We start from the raw sequence: 16580 nt of genomic DNA on the forward strand, positions 1-16580 counted from the left end.
CACCGCACACAAGCCAGGTTCCGGATTGTTTGCAGCGGCGCGCGCCGGCCGCGCACGCCACCGCCTCTTCCACCACCCTGCCCACGTTTTTCGACCGCGCGCGGCGCATCGGGTAAAATTATGGAATAACGGCGCGGCCACCCGGCACCCTCCCGCTGCACCAGCGGATTCCGGGAGAGCAGCCGCCCTCACCCACCACGGACGTCGAGCCATGTATCAATCGGACATCACCCAGTTCCTGAACCAGCTCAAGCAACAGAAGCCCAGCCTGGAAGCCGAGCAACGCCGCGGCCGCGCGCTGCTGTGGGACAAACAGCCGATCGATCTGGAAGAACGCGCCGAGCAGACAGCCTCGCGCGTGGAGCAGACGCCTTACTCGTACTATCAAAACTTCTAAACGGGTGAGCGTGAGTCACGCCGACGAGGCTCACAGCGCCACGCCGGCATCCGCCGACGCCGCGCTAGCCGCGCCCGCCACCGATTCGACGCCCGACACCGTCGATGGCATCGCCTTCGCGCGCCTGTACGGCGAGCCGCTCTTCAAGCTGCCCACCGATCTGTACATTCCGCCCGACGCCCTCGAGGTCTTCCTCGAAACGTTCGAAGGACCGCTGGATCTGTTGCTGTACCTGATCCGCAAGCAGAACTTCAACGTGCTCGACATTCCCATGGCGGATGTCACGGTGCAGTACCTCGGCTACGTCGACCAGTTGCGCCAGACCAACCTCGAACTCGCGTCCGAATATCTGCTGATGGCCGCGATGCTGATCGAGATCAAGTCGCGCATGCTGCTGCCGGTGAAGAAGGCCGACAGCGGCGAAGAAGCCGAAGATCCGCGCGCGGAACTGGTGCGCCGCCTGCTCGAATACGAGCAGATGAAGCTGGCCGCGCAGCGTATCGACCAGCTGCCGCAACTCGGGCGCGACTTCCTGCGCGCCGAGGTCTACATCGAGCAAAGCATCACGCCGCGTTTTCCGGACGTGGACAGCGAAGACCTGCGCGCCGCGTGGGCCGACGTGATCAAGCGTGCCAAGCTGGTCCAGCATCACAAGATTTCGCGTGAAGAGCTGTCGGTGCGCGAGCATATGAGTTCGATCCTGCGGCAGTTGCAGAACGCGCGCTTCGTCGAATTCGCCGACCTGTTCGACACGACCAAGGGCGTGCCGGTCGTGGTGGTGAATTTCATCGCCATGCTGGAGCTGTGCCGCGAGTCGCTGGTCGAGATCACCCAGGCCGAACCGTTCGCGCCGATCTACGTGCGGCTCGCGTATTCGCCGGCCTGACCTCAGCGTACGCACCGACACGCCTCGTTTCGGTGCGTACGGCGCGCAAATCCACTACAATCCCGCGCTCCGAACCTGTCATTACCAGTGAGGCGGCGGACCGCGCGATTCCTTGAGGTTTCGCATCGACCGAGTCTCGCGCCGCGCGAGGAATTCCCTGTCCGATCATGAAAGTCATCAGCTCGATCCATGAATTGCGCGACCAGTTGCGCGGCCAGAATCGCACGGCCTTCGTGCCGACCATGGGCAATCTGCACGAAGGGCATCTGTCGCTGATGCGTCTCGCGCGCCAGCACGGCGATCCGGTGGTGGCGAGCATCTTCGTCAACCGTCTGCAATTCGGTCCGAACGAAGATTTCGACAAATACCCGCGCACGATGGAAGCGGACATCGAAAAGCTGCAGAAGGAAAACGTCTACGTGCTGTTCGCGCCGACCGAGCGCGATCTGTATCCGGAGCCGCAGGAGTATCGCGTGCATCCGCCGCACGATCTGGGCGACATCCTCGAAGGCGAATTCCGGCCCGGCTTCTTCCAGGGCGTGTGTACGGTCGTGATGAAGCTGATGTCGTGCGTGCAGCCGCGCGTCGCGGTGTTCGGCAAGAAGGATTACCAGCAGTTGATGATCGTGCGCCGCATGTGCAACCAGTTCGCGCTGCCGACCGACATCATCGCCGCCGAAACCATTCGCGACGCCGACGGCCTCGCGCTCAGCTCGCGCAACCGCTACCTGCAGACCGCCGAGCGCGCCGAAGCGCCGGTGCTGGCCGCGGAGCTGAACCGCGTGCGCGAAGCCGTGCTGTCCGGCAACCGCGATTTCGCGAAGATCGAGCAGGCCGCGATGGCCACGTTGGCCGCGCGCGGCTGGCAGCCCGACTACATCGCGGTGCGCAAGCGCTCGGATCTGCTGCCGCCGGGTCCGCAAGACACGGAGGCGGAACTGGTCGTGCTGGCGGCCGCCAAACTCGGCGCCACGCGCCTCATCGACAACCTCGAAATCTGACCCGGCCTCGGCCGGCGCAGACAAGCATCAGAAGCCACAAGGGATTGATTGGTCATGCAACGCAACATGCTGAAGTCGAAGATCCACCGTGTCGCGGTCACGCACTGCGAGCTGCACTACGAAGGCTCGTGCGCGATCGACGAAGACTTGCTGGAAGCAGCGAACATCGTCGAAAACGAACGGATCGACATCTGGAATATCAACAACGGCGAGCGTTTCTCGACCTACGCGATCAAGGGCGAGCGCGGCAGCGGCATGATTTCGCTGAACGGTTCGGCCGCGCGGCGCGCGCAACTGGGCGATCTGGTGATCATCGCCGCGTTCGCGGTGGTCGACGAGGCCGAGTTGAAGGCGGGCTGGAAGCCGGATCTGGTGTTCGTCGACGACAACAACAAGATCAAGGGCAGCCGCGATCACGTGCCAACGCAGAACTGGACCTGAAGATCGGCGCGGCTAGCGTGAAACTTCAACGCGTTCGCCGCGCGCTTTGCGGATAATTCGGCACTGCCCGTTTCCGCCGGGAGCCCGCCTCAGCCCTTCTTCGCCGTCCCGTCGACCCATTCGATGATCGACTGCCACTGCTCCAGATCCTTCTCCACGCGGCTTTTCGCGACGTCCCACAGCGTCAGGCCGTGCGCCGCGAGTTGCACGTAGTTCTGCGTGTCGCGCAAAAAGCCCAGCACCGGCAGATTCAATCCTTCGACAAACCGATGCAGTTGTTCCGCCGAACGCGTGCGCGCATCGACACGCATGCCGACCACACCGATTTCGATCGTGCCCTTGCGGACCGCTTTTTCCTTCGCCAGACGCTCGAGAAAGTCCTGCGTGGCGAGAATGTCGAAGATGGACGGCTGCAGCGGCACGATCACCTTGTCGGCCAGATCCAGCGCGATGTTCATCCGGTTGCCGTGCAATCCGGCAGGGGTGTCGATGACCGCGTGCTCCAGCCCCTTGGGCGGCTTGACCGGCGTGTCCTGGCTGACTTCCCAGGTTTCGATGGCCGGCAGCGTGTCGGGGCGCAACGACAGCCACGCGTGCGCGGACTGCTGCTTGTCGAGGTCCGCCAACGCAACCCATTCGCCCGACGCCGCGAAATAGCCGGCCAGATTGGTGGACAGCGTGCTTTTGCCCACGCCGCCCTTCGGATTCGCCACCACAATCACCGTCATGAATTCTCCCGGAAAGAAGACTGGTCGCCGCCAGCCGGTTTGCCGCGTATGTCGTTCTGACTTCGCTCTGATCTCGCGCCGGCCCGCTGCCGCACCGGCTGAAGCTGCCGGTTTCGGGCACGCATGCCGATCCAGCCGTTGATAATATCGAGAAATGCACTGGGGCCGAAGCCCCAAGGCGGCCAAATGACCGCCCGGCACCGTCGATTTCTCCACTTGGGACCCACCAATCCATGAGCAAACTCCGCCCGGAATACACCGTCGAACGCCTGCACGAACGCCAGCGGGGCAAGCTGCCCGGCTTGCTGGGCGTGCAGGTCCTGTCGCTGGAACAAGGCGTCCTGACCGCGGAATTGACCGTGCGGGAAGAATTGCTCGCGCCGAACGGTTTTTTGCATGCCGCCACCGTAATCGGGCTCGCCGACACCGCGTGCGGCTACGCGTGCCTCGCGCATCTGCCGGAAACGGCGCGCAATTTCACGACTGTCGAACTGAAAAGCAATTTTCTCGGCACGGCGACCGAAGGCACGATCCGCGCGGTCGCCAAGGGCGTACATCTCGGGCGCAGCACGCAGGTGTGGGATGCGACCGTGACTGATCCGAATGGCAAGACGATCGCGCTGTTTCGTTGCACGCAGATCGTGTTGTATTGAGGGGGTGGGTGCGCGGCGGTGAGCGCCGACAAAACCGCAGCCTCATGCCATAAAAAAAGCACGCGACCTCACGGCGCGTGCTTTTTTGTTGTCCGGCGTTGTTGCCGGCGAGACTGCGCAGCCCTTACGCCACCGCAGCCCGCACCGTCTTCACGCTGCCCAGCGCCAGCGCACCGCCGCCCAGCAACGACTGCACCGCCAGCGTCACCGCCCAGAACGCCGGATATTCCCAGCCGCCGTTCGGCGACGCGAAACCCCAGCCGTTATGCCAATGCGCCGACATCGCGCCGAGCATGAACGGCAGCAGCACCAGCGCGACCCAGCGGACCTGCACGCCGAGCAGCAACGCGATACCGCCGAGCAATTCGACGAACGCCGTCACATAGCCGAGCCAGCCCGGCAAACCCAGCGAAACGAAAAATTGCGCCGTGCCCGGCAGTGTGAAAACGAAGATTTTTTGCAGGCTGTGCGCGAGATACAGCACGCCCAAGGCCACGCGCAGCAGTAAAGCAGCCAGATCGGCGGAGCGATTCGAGTTCATGACGAGTCCTTGAAGAGAGAGACGGCCAGAACCAGCCGTCGATGTCAGGACTCTATTCGAACCATACGGAGTGAAAAACCACGTCGCAGGCTTAGATTATTTCCCAATAGGATTTAATCGGCATTGCCGTGTTGATCCAGATCAGGCCATCGCGCCAAAAAGCTTCGCCAGATCGAGATGGTCGGCCAGCGTGTCGGCGAGTCGCTCCAGCGACGCCTCACGCAACGCCGGATAGTCGATCGCCTCGGCGTCGCTCAACCCCGCCCACGCCAGCAACGCGGCGCACGCGGACGGCGTGTCGAATAGACCATGCACATAGGTGGCGAGAATCTGGCCGTCGGCGGACAGCGCGCCATCGGGACGCGCGGCAGCCGCATCGCCCAACTGGAGCGCGGGCGAGTCTAGCGCCGGTCCGTGCGTCTCGCCCATATGAATTTCGTAACCCGACACCTCGGGCAAACCGGGCAACGCGAGGCGTCCGGTGACATTCTTCAGCGTCTTGTCGCGCGTAAGCACCGTCGAGTAATCGAGCCAACCGAGTCCCGCCGACGTCCCCGGCGCGCCTTCCACGCCATGCGGATCGGCCACTTCGCGCCCGAGCATCTGCATGCCGCCGCAAATGCCGATCACCCGTCCGCCGTAACGCAGATGCCGCTGCAGCACCGCGTCCCACCCTTGCGTGCGCAGAAACGCCAGATCGCCGGGCACGTTCTTCGAGCCTGGCAGAATGATCAGATCGGCCGGCGGCATCGGCATGCCGCTTCGCACGTAATGAAAATCGACCTGCGGATGCGCGCGCAGCGCATCGAAATCAGTGTGGTTGCTGATGTGCGGCAGCACCGGCACGACCACGCGCAGCATCCGCTGCGCGTCGCCGCGATGGGCCGCGCGCAGTTCCGGCGGCAGCATGTCTTCCGCGTCGAGCGTCAGGCCGTGCAGATACGGCACGACCCCGAGCACCGGCTTGCCGGTCTTCGCTTCGAGCCAGTCGAGACCGGGTTGCAGCAGACTGATGTCGCCACGAAACCGGTTGATGACGAAGCCCCGCACCCGCGCCTGCTCGCTCGCCGACAGACACGCGAGCGTGCCGGTCAGATGCGCGAACACGCCGCCGCGATCGATATCGGCCACCAGCACGACCGGGCAATCCACGGCTTCCGCGAAACCCATGTTGGCGATGTCGCGATCGCGCAGATTGATCTCGGCGGGGCTGCCCGCGCCTTCGACGAAAATCGCGTCGTAGCCGGCCTGCAAACGCGCATACGATTCCAGCACCGCTTCGAACGCGATGGGTTTGTAGTCGTGATACGCGCGGGCATCGAGATTCATGCGCGCCTTGCCGTGGATGATCACCTGCGCGCCGCGATCGCTCGTCGGTTTGAGCAGCACGGGATTCAGATCGGTGTGCGCGGCGATCCCCGCGGCCACCGCCTGCAACGCCTGGGCACGGCCGATCTCGCCGCCGTCGACCGTGACCGCGCTGTTGAGCGCCATGTTCTGCGGCTTGAACGGCGCGACCCGCACACCCGCGCGCCGCGCGAGCCGGCATAGACCCGCCACCAGCGTGCTCTTGCCGGCGTCGGACGTGGTGCCCTGAATCATCAGCGTGCCGTGTGGGACGGGCATGGCGTCCCGGGGAATCGAAGTAATCGAAGTGGTGGTCACGAGGTGGGGTGGGTCGGCCGTGAAGAGAAACGCGGCATTATCCCACCCCGCCGCCGCCATCCGCGCGCCGGTACAATCACGCGATGACTCCCCGCGACCTCACCTTCGTCCTTGGCGGCGCCCGTTCCGGCAAGAGCTTGCACGCCGAGCAACTGGCCGATCGCAGTGCCCTTCCCGTCACCTACATCGCCACCGCGCGCGTCAGCGACGACGCCGAATTCGCCGCGCGTATCGCGCATCATCGCGAGCGGCGTCCGGCGCATTGGCGGCTGGTCGAAGCGGGCGTGGATCTCGCCGCTGCGCTCACGCAAGCGGACGCGCCCAAGCATTGCGTGCTGATCGATTGCCTGACGCTGTGGCTGGCCAACCTGCTGTGTCCGTCCGAAGGTGAAGCGCTGTCGCTCGATCGCTATCACGCGCAAGTCGCCGCGCTCGAAACGGCGCTCGTCGCCGCGCACGGCAAAGTCATCGTGGTCAGCAACGAAATCGGCCTGGGCGTTGTGCCGCTCGGCGCGGCCACGCGTCTTTACGTCGACGAACTCGGCCGGCTCAATCAGCGCATCGCCGCGTTGAGCACGCAAGCCACGATGATGGTCGCGGGCCTGCCGCTCGCGTTGAAAACGGCGGGCCACGCGTGATGCTGTCGCTTCCTCTGATCGTCACGCTGGCGACCGCGGGCGTCGCGGTTGACCGTTGGCTCGGCGAGCCGCGCACCGCGCATCCGCTGGTCGGCTTCGGCAACTGGGCGAAGCGCCTCGAAGCGCGCTACAACACCGGCCGCCGTTTGCGGCTCAAGGGCTTGCTCGCGTGGACGCTGGCCGTGCTGCCGCCGGTGCTGATCGCGTGGTGGCTGGTCTCGGTGCTGCCGTTTTTCGCGGCCTGCGCGGTGCATGTCGTGCTGTTGTGGTTCGCGCTCGGCGCGCGCAGTCTGCACGATCACATCGCGCCGATCGCCCAGGCGCTCGCGCAACGCGATCTCGCGCAGGCGCGGCTGCTGACCGCGCGGATCGTCTCACGCGAAACCGCGCACGCCGACGAAGGCGCGTTGTCGCGCGCCGCCGTGGAATCGGCGCTCGAAAACGGCAATGACGCGATCTTCGGCGCGCTGTTCTGGTTCGCGATCGCGGGCGGTCCGGGCGCACTCGGCTTCCGTCTCGCCAACACGCTGGATGCCATGTGGGGCTATCGCACGCCGCGCTATTTGCGCTACGGCTGGGCGGCTGCACGCATCGACGACGTACTCAACTGGATTCCCGCGCGTCTGACCGCCACGAGTTACGCGTTGCTCGGCGATACGCGCACGGCGTGGCGCTGCTGGCGCGAGCAGGCGCCGCGCTGGGACAGTCCGAATGCCGGGCCGGTGATGGCGGCGGGTGCGGGCAGTTTGAACGTGCTGATCGGCGGGCCGGCGGTGTATCACGGCACGCTGGAGCAGCGGCCCACGCTCGGCTTCGGACATCCCGCGAAGGCCGCGCATGTGACGGCCGCGTTGATGCTGGTGGAACGCACGGTGATTCTCTGGCTGGCGATGTTGATCGTGCTGGCGCTGTTGAGCGTGCCGTTTCATGCGTGAGGGTGTGAACGATCCGGTGACCGGAAGCGTTAGCGCGGCAAGTGCCCCCGCCGTTCACGGCGGCAATCTGCACGAAGCCGCCACACGTTATGGCATGCCGTACGCGCAGTGGCTCGATCTGTCGACGGGCATCAATCCTCACGGCTATCCGGTGCCGCCGGTTCCCGCCGATGCATGGCGGCGCCTGCCCGACGACGGCGACGACTTCGCCGCCTGCGCCGCGCGCTACTACGGCGCGCCGGATGCCGCCCACGTGCTGCCCGTCGCAGGCAGTCAAGCCGCGATTCGCGCGCTACCCGCGCTACTGCCACGCGCCCAGGTCGGCATCGCGCCGCTCACTTACAGCGAGTACGCGCCCGCGTTCGAACGCGCCGGTCATGACGTCGTGCCGCTCGACGTGTCCTGCGAATCCTTGCCCGACACGCTCACGCATGCGGTTATCGTGAACCCGAACAATCCGACGGCTGAGCACGTAAGCGCCGCGAGGCTGTTGCAGTGGCATGCGCAACTCAGCGCACGCGGCGGCACGCTGCTAGTCGACGAAGCATTCGCCGATACGATGCCGTCGGCGTCGCTCGCGGCCCATACGCATCGCGACGGCCTGCTCGTGTTGCGCTCGCCGGGAAAGTTCTTCGGCCTGGCCGGCGTACGCGCGGGTTTCGTACTCGGTGCGCCGGCGTTGCTCGGTGCCTTGCGACAGACGCTCGGTGCGTGGACGGTCAGCAGTCCCGCTCGCCATGCGGTCAAAGCCGCGTTCGCGGACGAAGCCTGGCAACAGCAAATGCGTTCGCAACTCAACCTGGAGAGCGAGCGTCTGACCAACCTGTTGCACGCGCAAGGACTTGCCACGCGCAGCACGCCGCTTTTCGCCTGGACCGACGACGCACGCGCGCCCGCTTTACACGACGCATTGGCACGACGCGGCGTGTGGACCCGACTCTTTACTTCCTCGCGCAGCGTGCGTTTCGGCTTGCCTGGTAGCGAGACGGAATGGGCGCGCTTCGAGCAAAGCCTGATCGAAGCAATGCGAGAAATCGACGCCGCATGAATACGCCGATCCAACCCGTCCTTTTCAACACGCAGCGCCGATGACCCCACTCACCCGCTTCCTGCTAGCCCTCTCGCTGTGCGCGGCGACCTTGCCCGCACACGCCGCCATCACCGTCACCGACGATACCGGCGCAACCGTCACCCTGCCCGCTCCCGCACAACGCGTGATCAGCCTCGCGCCGCACGTCACCGAATTGCTCTATGCCGCGGGCGGCGGCGCAAAAATGGTCGGCGCGGTGTCGTACAGCGACTACCCGCCGGAGGCAAAACAACTGCCGCGCGTCGGCGATAACAAGGCGCTCGACCTCGAACGCATCGTCGCGTTGAAGCCGGACCTGATCGTCGTGTGGCGGCATGGCAATGCGCAACGTCAACTCGATCGTCTGCGCGAATTGCACGTGCCGTTGTTCTTCAGCGAGCCGCATCGTCTCGACGACGTCGCCGTATCGTTGACCAAGCTCGGGCAATTGCTCGGCACGTCACCGACCGCGGATGCGGCGGCGGCCGCGTATCGCCGCGACATCGCAACGTTGCGCACGCAGTACACGAGCCGGCCGCCCGTCAGTGTTTTTTATCAAGTGTGGGATCAACCGTTGATGACGCTCAATGGCGACCATATGATCAGCGATGTCATCGCGCTGTGCGGCGGCCGCAATGTGTTTGCGAAACTCGAGCCGCTAGTGCCGACGGTTTCCACCGAGGCCGTGCTCGCCGCGAATCCGGAAGCAATCGTCACGGCCGCGCCCGGCGCGACCAAACCGGATACCCCGTTGCCGCAACTCGCCACATGGCGCGCGTGGCCGAGTCTGACCGCGGTGGCGAACAACAATCTGTTTGCGATCGACGGCGATCTGATCAATCGCCCGGCGCCGCGCATCGCGCAGGGCGCGAAGCAACTCTGCGAAGACCTGGAAGCCGCGCGCTCACACAGAAAGCCTGGCGCGCAATAAAGCAGCGACGCCCGGCACTCGCTCATTCACATGACGAGCGCCAGGCGCGAGCACGGGGCTCGCACTGCAAGCGTTCCTCGACCCGCCGCCCTCACGCATTCCACCTCACCAACGACCACTGCTGCGTTTCGTCATCGCGCCTCAGCCAGACGATCCCGGTCATATCCAGCGACCATTGCAGACAGCGCTCCAGTTGCACGTCCAGCACCAGCGACGCGATCACCCGCATCACCCCCGCATGCGTGACCACATACGCGGGCGACAATTCGCGGGTCTGCGCGAACGCATCGAGCCAGGCTCGCACGCGCGTGACGAATTGCGCGACGCTCTCGCCGCCATGCGCACGCGCGTGTTCGAAGTTAGCCGCCCAGGCGTCGAGCAACTCGCGATCGATCGCGTCCCAACGTTGCGTCTCCCAATCGCCGAAATCCATTTCCTTCAGACGATCGTCGTGACTGATCACGCACCCGAACGCGTTCGCCAGTTCAGTCGCGAGCGCCGAACAGCGCGTGAGCGGACTCGACATCAGCACGCGCGGCGCGGGCACCTGCAAGGTGGCGAGTTTCAACGCGAGCGCGTCGGACGATACTTCGGCGTCTTCGGCCAGCGCTACATCGCTATGGCCATAACAAACGCCCGCCTCGAGCGCAACGGCAGGATGGCGAATCAGGACGATATCCATGCAAGCCCCACCAGATAGATGCTCAATTCAAAGATCTGCTGCGCGAAGCCGAGACAGTCGCCGGTATAACCGCCGATGCGTCTGACGAAATATCGCCCCATGACGAAGCGAAGCGCCAGCAGTAACACGAGCGCCGAGGCAGCGAAGCGCCAGGCGGAGGCATCGGGCCACATGAGCCCATTCGGCCACCACAGCCACGGCAAGCCAAACAGCACGGCACACAACAACGCCGGGCCGCTCAAGCGCTGTGCGACCGGTTTGGCCTTGCCTTCGGCGCGCACGTAGTCGAGCGTCGCCAGATAGCTGATCGCGCACGTGCGGCTCGCCGCGTGCGCGGCAATCATCAGACTTGCGGCGCGCAGCGGCGGCAACGCGGCGAGCGTTTGCCACTTCAATGCCAAGGCGATCACGAGAGCGATGGCGCCAAAGGCGCCGATGCGCGAGTCATGCATGATGCGCAGCACGTCGTCGCGTGTATAGGCGCCACCGAACGCATCGACGCAATCGGCGAGACCGTCTTCGTGAAACGCGCCGGTGACGAGCAGCGACGCGGCCATCGACAGCAACACGGCAACGCCGGCCGGAAACACGTGCAGCGCGGCGAGATAGACCAGCGCGCTCAAGCCGCCGACCAATGCGCCGACCAGCGGAAAATAGCGCGCCGCCGCATTCAGATAATGCGGCTCGAAGCCGACCCAGCGCGGCACGGGCACGCGCGTGAAATAGCCGAGCGCCGTGAAGAAATAGCGCAGTTCAGCGAGCGGATTCATGAAAGGCTCCGGGGCACGCGCCGCGCCGTTTCCGTATGACGGATCACGCGTCGCGGTTCGCGACGCCGGCCGATTCGAAGCTGGCCATGTCGTTGATGAACGCCGTCGCCGCGCGCAGCAGCGGCACCGCGAGCGCCGCGCCGGTGCCTTCGCCGAGACGCAGGTCGAGCGACAGCAGCGGCAGGCCGCCGAAATGATCGAGCATGCGCCGATGCCCCGCCTCGTTCGACGCATGCGCGAACACGCAGTATTCGCGCACGTTCGGCGCGAGCGCGTCGGCGATCAGCAACGCCGACGTCGCGATGAAGCCGTCCACCAGAATCGTCATGCGCGCTTCGGCGGCGGCGAGATACGCGCCGGCCATCATCGCGATTTCGAAGCCGCCGAAGGTGGCGAGCACCGTCAGCGGATCGCCGGACACATCGTGATGCGCGAGCGCCGAGGCCAGTACGTTGCGCTTTTTAGCGAGCCCGGCATTGTCGAGACCGGTGCCGCGTCCGACGCATTCGTCGATCGGCACGCCGCACAGGCGGCTCATCAGGCACGCGGCGGACGAGGTATTCGCGATCCCCATTTCGCCGAAACCGATCACGTTGGTGCCGAGCGCCGCGTGATGCCGCACGCGCGCCGCGCCCGCCTGCATCGCGGCGAGCGCCTGCTGCGGCGTCATCGCCGGTTCGCGCGCGAAGTTGCGCGTGCCGGCGGCGACCGGAATGTCGACGAGTCCTTCCGTCGACGGCAACGGCGTCGCAATGCCCGCGTTGACCACTTCGAGTTCGATACCCGCGACGCGGCTCAACGCATTGATCGCCGCGCCGCCCGCGAGAAAATTCGCGACCATCTGCGCGGTCACCGCTTGCGGATACGGGCTCACGCCTTCGTCGGCAATGCCGTGATCGCCGGCGAACACGATCATCGCCGGACGCTGCACCGTGGGATGCGTGGTGCGCTGGATCAGCCCCATCTGCCGCGCGAGCGTTTCGAGCCGGCCAAGGCTGCCGGGCGGCTTGGTCTTGGTATCGATGATGTGTTGCAGTTCGGCCCGCAGCGATTGATCGAGCGGCGCGACTTCGGGCAAACCGGCCAGGCGGGACAAAGAAGTCATAGATCTATCTGAAAGAGAATGTGTGTTTGGGTAGAACGCTCAGCTTGCCGGTCCATCATGAACCGCAAGCGATTCGTGACGCGCGCGCGGCGCCGGAATCAGCGCCTCGTGTTCGCCGTCGCGAATCAGAATCAGCGGATAGCCGAATGCGCGGCTCGTCAACGTGGGCGTCAGCACGTCGTGCGCGGGGCCGGCGTACGCGCCGCCCTCGCCGTCGAGCAATAACGCGTGCGTGGCGAAGCGGCGCGCCAGGTTCAGGTCATGGCACGAAAACAGCACGGTACGGCGCGGCTCGCGGGTCCACGCGGCCAGCGCTTCGAGACAATCGATCTGATGATGCAGGTCGAGATGCGATAAGGGTTCGTCGAGCAGCAGCAACGGCGCGTCCTGACACAACACCGCCGCTAGCGCCACGCGTTGACGCTCGCCGCCCGACAGCGACAGCACGTCGCGCGCGGCAAATGCGGTGAGGCCCAACAGGTCCAGCGCCGCGTGCGCCGCGTCGCGATCCGCTGCACCTTCCCAGCCCCAGCCGTTCAGATGCGGGAAGCGGTTCAACATCACAATGTCGAGAACGCTCGCGCTGAATGCGTCGGCGGCGCTTTGCGGCATCAGCGCCCGGCGCTGGGCAAGCGGTAACGGCGGCCAGTCGGCGACCCGCATGCCGTCGAGCTCGACGTGCCCCGCCGACGGTTGCAGCAAGCCCGCGAGCGCGGACAGCAGCGTCGTCTTGCCCGCGCCGTTCGGCCCGGCGACGCACCAGATTTCGCCCGCGTAGAACGTGTGCGTGAAGGCGTCGAGCAAGGTACGCGAGCCGGCGCGCAAGGTCAGACGTTGCGCGCTGAGCGAAGCTTGAACGAGGTCGTGGGATGGGGTCATCGGCGTTTGCGCAGCAGCATCCACAGAAACACCGGCACGCCGACGATCGACGTAATCACGCCGACCGGCAATTGCGCCGGCGCGATCACCGTGCGCGCGATCAGGTCCGCGCCCATCACCGCGACACCGCCGCCGAGCGCCGCGGCCGGCAGCAACATGCGTTGATCGTTGCCGAACGCGAGCCGCAACATGTGCGGCACGACGAGCCCGACAAAGCTGACGGTGCCCGCGGTGGTCACGGCCGCGGCCGCCGCGAGCGACGCCGCCAGATACACGCGCAAGCGCAGCGGCATGACGGCGACGCCCAACGCTTGCGCGGCGGCGTCGCCGCGCAGCAAGACATTGAGACGCGGCGCAACCGGCACGATCGCGACCAGCACGATCACGAGCGCGACGAGTGCAACCCATGGCATCGTGCCGCCGTTGAGATCGCCGGTCAGCCAGAACAGCATGCCGCGCAAACGGTTGTCGGGCGCGAGATTCAGCAGCAAAGTGATCAGCGCCGCCCAACCGGATGCGACCACCGCGCCGGTCAGCAGCAAACGCGGCGACGTGTCCTGCGGTTCGCCACGCCACAACTCGCGGCGCGCGAGTCCGAGCACCAGCAGGATCGACACGAAGGCGCCGGCGAACGCGCTGGCGTCGACCATCCACCATGCGCAGCCCGCAATCATCGCGACGAGGGCGAAGGTCGCCGCGCCGCCGGACACACCCAGCACGTACGGCTCAGCCAACGGATTGCGCAACAGCACCTGCAGCAACGCGCCGGCCAACGCGAGCAGCGCGCCGCACGCAAAGCCGGCGAGCGCACGCGGCAGACGCAAGTTGCGGACGATCTCGCCGGCCAGATCCGCCGACGAACCGAGCGAGCTTCCCTCGGACGCGTGCGAAGGTAGTAGCGCCGCGAGCACACGCATCGGCGCGAGCGACACGCTGCCGAGCGCGAGCGACGCCATCAGCACTGCCAGCGCGATCAGCGCAAGCACGAGCCAGATCGCGGCGGCGCGCTTCGCGTTCATCACGCGCAGTGTGGCGGGCATCGACCCCGACTGGCGGTTCATTCGCGCGATCCCGACGCGCTCGGTTCGTCACCGCGGATACCGACCGGCAGTGACGGACGCGATGCGGCGCGGCGCTGGATACGAATAAGCCTTTTCATGGTCCCTGTTCAACGGATTCTAATTAGCGTGGCCGCGTACCACGTCGTCGTGACGTTATAACGCGCGGACAGACTCATGACGACGTGACGTCGTGAAGTCACGACGCCGAAGGCGAGATAGTAACTGTTCGACCTTGCGGAATCGGAATAGCGGGTGCGCCGCTTCTGCGCCGCCTTCCCACGCGCGACGCGCAGTGGCACACTCGCAGGTTGAACTTTGAACGCACGATCCGGACTGGTGAATCCGCGCGCGATCTGTTCTGTTAAGTGCAGGTTATTGTCCGATGCATGAGTACTTTTTCATCATAAGGTCGATAAAAGCCGGCACAAAGCGATGTTGTTACGTCTCGAAACGAGACAATTGTCGGAACCTGCGACATTCCGCGCTAAAATGCGATGTCTTTAGAGGACGCAGCAGATGCTCACCGAACTCGAATCACTTTCACAAAATATCGGCAAGCTGATCACGATCAGCCAACGCCACAATGAAGCGCGTCTCGCGCTCGAAGAGCAGCTCGCCCAATCACGTGCCGAGGTGGAAGCCACGCGCACGGAACTTGCGCTGTTGCGCGAGGAACGCGACACGCTGCAAGCGGAACGCGACGCCCTGTCCGCGAAAATCGACGACGCCCAGGTGCGCCTGAATGCGATTCTCGAGAAGCTGCCGCGGGCGCGCGCGCACAACGAGCCGGATAGCCAGCTCGATCTGCTCGAACCCGCGCAGCACGAAGTCGAAGCGCAGGGCGACGTGACCCGACACGGAGAAAATGCATGACCACCAAGCAGATCGAAGTATCGATTCTCGGCGTGCCGTATCGCCTCGCCTGCTCACCGGAAACGGAAGGCGCGCTGCTTGAGGCCGTCGCACGCGTCGACGCCGAAATGTCGAAGATCCGCAATAACAGCAACGTACGCGGCACGGATCGCATTGCTGTCATGGCTTGCCTGTCGCTGGCATCGGAACTGCTTAAGCTGCAATCGAGCGTGCGACACGGAGAAGCATTTCCCGCAGAGGAAATCCGGCGTACAATGCATCAAATGAACGAACAACTGGGTACTGTGATTCAGCAGTACAGCATGCAGTAAGCACCAGCGGTATCGAGCAGTATCAAGGTTCCAAGCAGTCGTTCCTGAGATCGGCTGCGAATTCAAACGGAGTGATCGAGCTAGAGTCGTGAAACGTTTGAGTTGCATCGTTTAAGCTTTACTGGTTTAGCTTCCCTGCCTGGTTCGCCAAGGTCATATATTCCTTGAACCAATGCCATGTGCACGGTTGCGGAAATTTGTAGCACGGGTGTGCGCGTCACTCTGTCTGATGTACCCGAAGTGTTGCTAACTGCGACCAATTCTGAACCCCCGGTTCAGGATGCCGGCCTAGCGGCTAAGGCGGGGACCTTATTTAGAACGGCATCGGACTTCGGTTCGATGCCGTTTTTCTTTGGGTCACGGCTTTTCTCTGTGTTGTCAAACCCTTAACGTTCAATTCGATTCATGCGCTACTGGCTAATGAAGTCCGAACCGGACGAAGCAAGCATCGACCATCTCGCCCAAGCGGCGCATCACACGTTGCCGTGGACCGGCGTGCGCAACTATCAGGCGCGCAACTTCATGCGCGACATGATGCAGGTCGGCGACGGTGTGCTGTTCTATCACTCGAGCTGTCCCGAGCCGGGTATCGCAGGGCTCGCGGAAGTCTCGTCGACCGCTTATCCGGACCCCACGCAGTTCGATAAGAAGAGCCCCTACTTCGACCCGAAGTCGTCGCAGGAAACGCCACGCTGGTTGCTCGTCGACGTGGTGTTCAAGAAGAAGATCCCGCTGATTCCACTCGCCGCGTTGCGCGAGCACGAGGAATTGAAGGACATGCGCGTGCTCGCTCGAGGCAACCGTCTGTCGATCACGCCGGTGAGCGAAGCCGAGTGGCGCTTCATCATCAAACGGCTTGCGCAATGATGCGTAATGCGCACGCAGTTGCAAGCAAACGTGAAGGCATTGTCAAATTGGGGAACCAAGCTTAGGTTACAAGCGCCTAACGGTCGCGCAAACGTTGTGCCACCGCACAGCGCTTGCTCTTATCGTGCATAACCTGTTCAAGCAAGG

Annotated in this window: 20 protein-coding genes and 1 other RNA gene; 13 read left to right on the forward strand and 8 right to left on the reverse strand. The window is 64.6% G+C overall.

Annotated elements, in window-relative coordinates:
* The first annotated feature begins 211 nt into the window (after window positions 1–211).
* From FA94_RS14970 to panD, 4 genes are all read left to right on the forward strand, one after another.
* Complete coding sequence (locus FA94_RS14970) at window positions 212–397, forward strand: DUF3460 family protein (protein WP_035552477.1); 186 nt, start codon at window positions 212–214, stop codon at window positions 395–397.
* Between the two features lie 10 nt (window positions 398–407).
* Entirely contained in the window at window positions 408–1283 is an 876-nt protein-coding gene (locus FA94_RS14975) for a segregation and condensation protein A (protein WP_035562181.1), read from the forward strand.
* Between the two features lie 167 nt (window positions 1284–1450).
* Entirely contained in the window at window positions 1451–2284 is an 834-nt protein-coding gene (gene panC, locus FA94_RS14980) for a pantoate--beta-alanine ligase (protein WP_035552480.1), read from the forward strand.
* Between the two features lie 54 nt (window positions 2285–2338).
* Window positions 2339–2725, forward strand: a complete 387-nt coding sequence (gene panD, locus FA94_RS14985; RefSeq protein WP_012432059.1) for an aspartate 1-decarboxylase — start codon at window positions 2339–2341, stop codon at window positions 2723–2725.
* Window positions 2726–2814: 89 nt separating this feature from the next.
* On the opposite strand, the gene FA94_RS14990 is transcribed toward panD, so the two are convergent.
* A complete protein-coding gene (locus FA94_RS14990) occupies window positions 2815–3453 on the reverse strand; it encodes a nucleotide-binding protein (RefSeq protein ID WP_035552481.1) in 639 nt (212 codons plus the stop codon).
* 233 nt (window positions 3454–3686) lie between these two features.
* Here FA94_RS14990 and FA94_RS14995 point away from each other — a divergent pair, with 233 nt between their 5' ends.
* Window positions 3687–4106, forward strand: a complete 420-nt coding sequence (locus FA94_RS14995; RefSeq protein ID WP_035552483.1) for a PaaI family thioesterase — start codon at window positions 3687–3689, stop codon at window positions 4104–4106.
* A 124-nt stretch (window positions 4107–4230) separates the two neighbouring features.
* Here the strand turns inward: FA94_RS14995 and FA94_RS15000 are convergent, their stop codons facing one another.
* Both FA94_RS15000 and FA94_RS15005 read right to left on the reverse strand, forming a co-directional pair.
* Entirely contained in the window at window positions 4231–4647 is a 417-nt protein-coding gene (locus FA94_RS15000) for a DoxX family protein (protein ID WP_035552485.1), read from the reverse strand.
* A 141-nt stretch (window positions 4648–4788) separates the two neighbouring features.
* Complete coding sequence (locus FA94_RS15005) at window positions 4789–6249, reverse strand: cobyric acid synthase (RefSeq protein WP_408307345.1); 1461 nt, start codon at window positions 6247–6249, stop codon at window positions 4789–4791.
* A gap of 146 nt (window positions 6250–6395) precedes the next feature.
* On the opposite strand from FA94_RS15005, the gene cobU reads away from it, so the two are divergent.
* Genes cobU through FA94_RS15025 form a run of 4 tightly spaced genes read left to right on the forward strand, consistent with a single transcriptional unit; the run spans window position 6396 to window position 9885 of the window.
* Entirely contained in the window at window positions 6396–6950 is a 555-nt protein-coding gene (cobU, locus tag FA94_RS15010; RefSeq protein WP_035552487.1) for a bifunctional adenosylcobinamide kinase/adenosylcobinamide-phosphate guanylyltransferase, read from the forward strand.
* Entirely contained in the window at window positions 6950–7885 is a 936-nt protein-coding gene (gene cbiB, locus FA94_RS15015) for an adenosylcobinamide-phosphate synthase CbiB (protein ID WP_035552489.1), read from the forward strand. The genes cobU and cbiB overlap by 1 nt, the downstream gene beginning before the upstream one ends.
* Window positions 7878–8933, forward strand: a complete 1056-nt coding sequence (gene cobD, locus FA94_RS15020; RefSeq protein ID WP_051980582.1) for a threonine-phosphate decarboxylase CobD — start codon at window positions 7878–7880, stop codon at window positions 8931–8933. Before cbiB ends, cobD begins: the two co-directional genes overlap by 8 nt.
* Before the next feature lie 40 nt (window positions 8934–8973).
* Complete coding sequence (locus FA94_RS15025) at window positions 8974–9885, forward strand: cobalamin-binding protein (RefSeq protein WP_035552491.1); 912 nt, start codon at window positions 8974–8976, stop codon at window positions 9883–9885.
* 91 nt (window positions 9886–9976) lie between these two features.
* Here FA94_RS15025 and cobC read toward each other — a convergent pair whose 3' ends face one another.
* From cobC to FA94_RS15050, 5 genes are read right to left on the reverse strand one after another with little or no spacing between them, the layout of a single operon-like run.
* On the reverse strand, window positions 9977–10567 hold the full coding sequence (gene cobC, locus FA94_RS15030; protein ID WP_035552493.1) for an alpha-ribazole phosphatase: 591 nt from the start codon (window positions 10565–10567) through the stop codon (window positions 9977–9979).
* Window positions 10552–11337: an adenosylcobinamide-GDP ribazoletransferase gene (locus FA94_RS15035; protein ID WP_035552496.1), complete on the reverse strand. Its 786-nt coding sequence runs from the start codon at window positions 11335–11337 to the stop codon at window positions 10552–10554. The genes cobC and FA94_RS15035 overlap by 16 nt, the downstream gene beginning before the upstream one ends.
* Window positions 11338–11380: 43 nt before the next feature.
* A complete protein-coding gene (gene cobT, locus FA94_RS39450) occupies window positions 11381–12442 on the reverse strand; it encodes a nicotinate-nucleotide--dimethylbenzimidazole phosphoribosyltransferase (protein WP_035552500.1) in 1062 nt (353 codons plus the stop codon).
* Window positions 12443–12481: 39 nt separating this feature from the next.
* Window positions 12482–13321 (reverse strand): ABC transporter ATP-binding protein, encoded by an 840-nt coding sequence (locus FA94_RS39455; protein WP_035552503.1) that lies wholly within the window; start codon window positions 13319–13321, stop codon window positions 12482–12484.
* On the reverse strand, window positions 13318–14382 hold the full coding sequence (locus tag FA94_RS15050; protein WP_035552505.1) for a FecCD family ABC transporter permease: 1065 nt from the start codon (window positions 14380–14382) through the stop codon (window positions 13318–13320). Before FA94_RS15050 ends, FA94_RS39455 begins: the two co-directional genes overlap by 4 nt.
* A gap of 516 nt (window positions 14383–14898) precedes the next feature.
* On the opposite strand from FA94_RS15050, the gene FA94_RS15055 reads away from it, so the two are divergent.
* From FA94_RS15055 to FA94_RS15065, 4 genes are all read left to right on the forward strand, one after another.
* On the forward strand, window positions 14899–15255 hold the full coding sequence (locus tag FA94_RS15055; protein WP_035552507.1) for an ATPase: 357 nt from the start codon (window positions 14899–14901) through the stop codon (window positions 15253–15255).
* Entirely contained in the window at window positions 15252–15566 is a 315-nt protein-coding gene (locus FA94_RS15060) for a cell division protein ZapA (RefSeq protein ID WP_035552510.1), read from the forward strand. The genes FA94_RS15055 and FA94_RS15060 overlap by 4 nt, the downstream gene beginning before the upstream one ends.
* Window positions 15567–15695: 129 nt before the next feature.
* Window positions 15696–15877, forward strand: a non-coding RNA gene (ssrS, locus tag FA94_RS37565) — 6S RNA.
* A gap of 94 nt (window positions 15878–15971) precedes the next feature.
* Complete coding sequence (locus tag FA94_RS15065; protein ID WP_035552512.1) at window positions 15972–16433, forward strand: EVE domain-containing protein; 462 nt, start codon at window positions 15972–15974, stop codon at window positions 16431–16433.
* The last annotated feature ends 147 nt before the right edge of the window (window positions 16434–16580 follow it).

This window comes from Burkholderia sp. 9120 (genome assembly GCF_000745015.1).
GTDB lineage: Bacteria > Pseudomonadota > Gammaproteobacteria > Burkholderiales > Burkholderiaceae > Paraburkholderia.

What these genes read in the sequence shown, in the direction of transcription:
- FA94_RS15025 (WP_035552491.1), top strand. Translation starts at nt 8,974, where the DNA reads ATGACCCCACTCACCCGCTTCCTGCTAGCCCTCTCGCTGTGCGCGGCG.
- FA94_RS15050 (WP_035552505.1), bottom strand. Translation starts at nt 14,382, where the DNA reads ATGAACCGCCAGTCGGGGTCGATGCCCGCCACACTGCGCGTGATGAAC.
- FA94_RS15060 (WP_035552510.1), top strand. Translation starts at nt 15,252, where the DNA reads ATGACCACCAAGCAGATCGAAGTATCGATTCTCGGCGTGCCGTATCGC.
- FA94_RS14990 (WP_035552481.1), bottom strand. Translation starts at nt 3,453, where the DNA reads ATGACGGTGATTGTGGTGGCGAATCCGAAGGGCGGCGTGGGCAAAAGC.
- FA94_RS15000 (WP_035552485.1), bottom strand. Translation starts at nt 4,647, where the DNA reads ATGAACTCGAATCGCTCCGCCGATCTGGCTGCTTTACTGCTGCGCGTG.
- FA94_RS15055 (WP_035552507.1), top strand. Translation starts at nt 14,899, where the DNA reads ATGCTCACCGAACTCGAATCACTTTCACAAAATATCGGCAAGCTGATC.
- FA94_RS15065 (WP_035552512.1), top strand. Translation starts at nt 15,972, where the DNA reads ATGCGCTACTGGCTAATGAAGTCCGAACCGGACGAAGCAAGCATCGAC.
- cobD (WP_051980582.1), top strand. Translation starts at nt 7,878, where the DNA reads ATGCGTGAGGGTGTGAACGATCCGGTGACCGGAAGCGTTAGCGCGGCA.
- FA94_RS39455 (WP_035552503.1), bottom strand. Translation starts at nt 13,321, where the DNA reads ATGACCCCATCCCACGACCTCGTTCAAGCTTCGCTCAGCGCGCAACGT.
- panD (WP_012432059.1), top strand. Translation starts at nt 2,339, where the DNA reads ATGCAACGCAACATGCTGAAGTCGAAGATCCACCGTGTCGCGGTCACG.
- cobT (WP_035552500.1), bottom strand. Translation starts at nt 12,442, where the DNA reads ATGACTTCTTTGTCCCGCCTGGCCGGTTTGCCCGAAGTCGCGCCGCTC.
- cobU (WP_035552487.1), top strand. Translation starts at nt 6,396, where the DNA reads ATGACTCCCCGCGACCTCACCTTCGTCCTTGGCGGCGCCCGTTCCGGC.
- cobC (WP_035552493.1), bottom strand. Translation starts at nt 10,567, where the DNA reads ATGGATATCGTCCTGATTCGCCATCCTGCCGTTGCGCTCGAGGCGGGC.
- panC (WP_035552480.1), top strand. Translation starts at nt 1,451, where the DNA reads ATGAAAGTCATCAGCTCGATCCATGAATTGCGCGACCAGTTGCGCGGC.
- FA94_RS14970 (WP_035552477.1), top strand. Translation starts at nt 212, where the DNA reads ATGTATCAATCGGACATCACCCAGTTCCTGAACCAGCTCAAGCAACAG.
- FA94_RS15035 (WP_035552496.1), bottom strand. Translation starts at nt 11,337, where the DNA reads ATGAATCCGCTCGCTGAACTGCGCTATTTCTTCACGGCGCTCGGCTAT.
- FA94_RS15005 (WP_408307345.1), bottom strand. Translation starts at nt 6,249, where the DNA reads ATGATTCAGGGCACCACGTCCGACGCCGGCAAGAGCACGCTGGTGGCG.
- FA94_RS14995 (WP_035552483.1), top strand. Translation starts at nt 3,687, where the DNA reads ATGAGCAAACTCCGCCCGGAATACACCGTCGAACGCCTGCACGAACGC.
- cbiB (WP_035552489.1), top strand. Translation starts at nt 6,950, where the DNA reads ATGCTGTCGCTTCCTCTGATCGTCACGCTGGCGACCGCGGGCGTCGCG.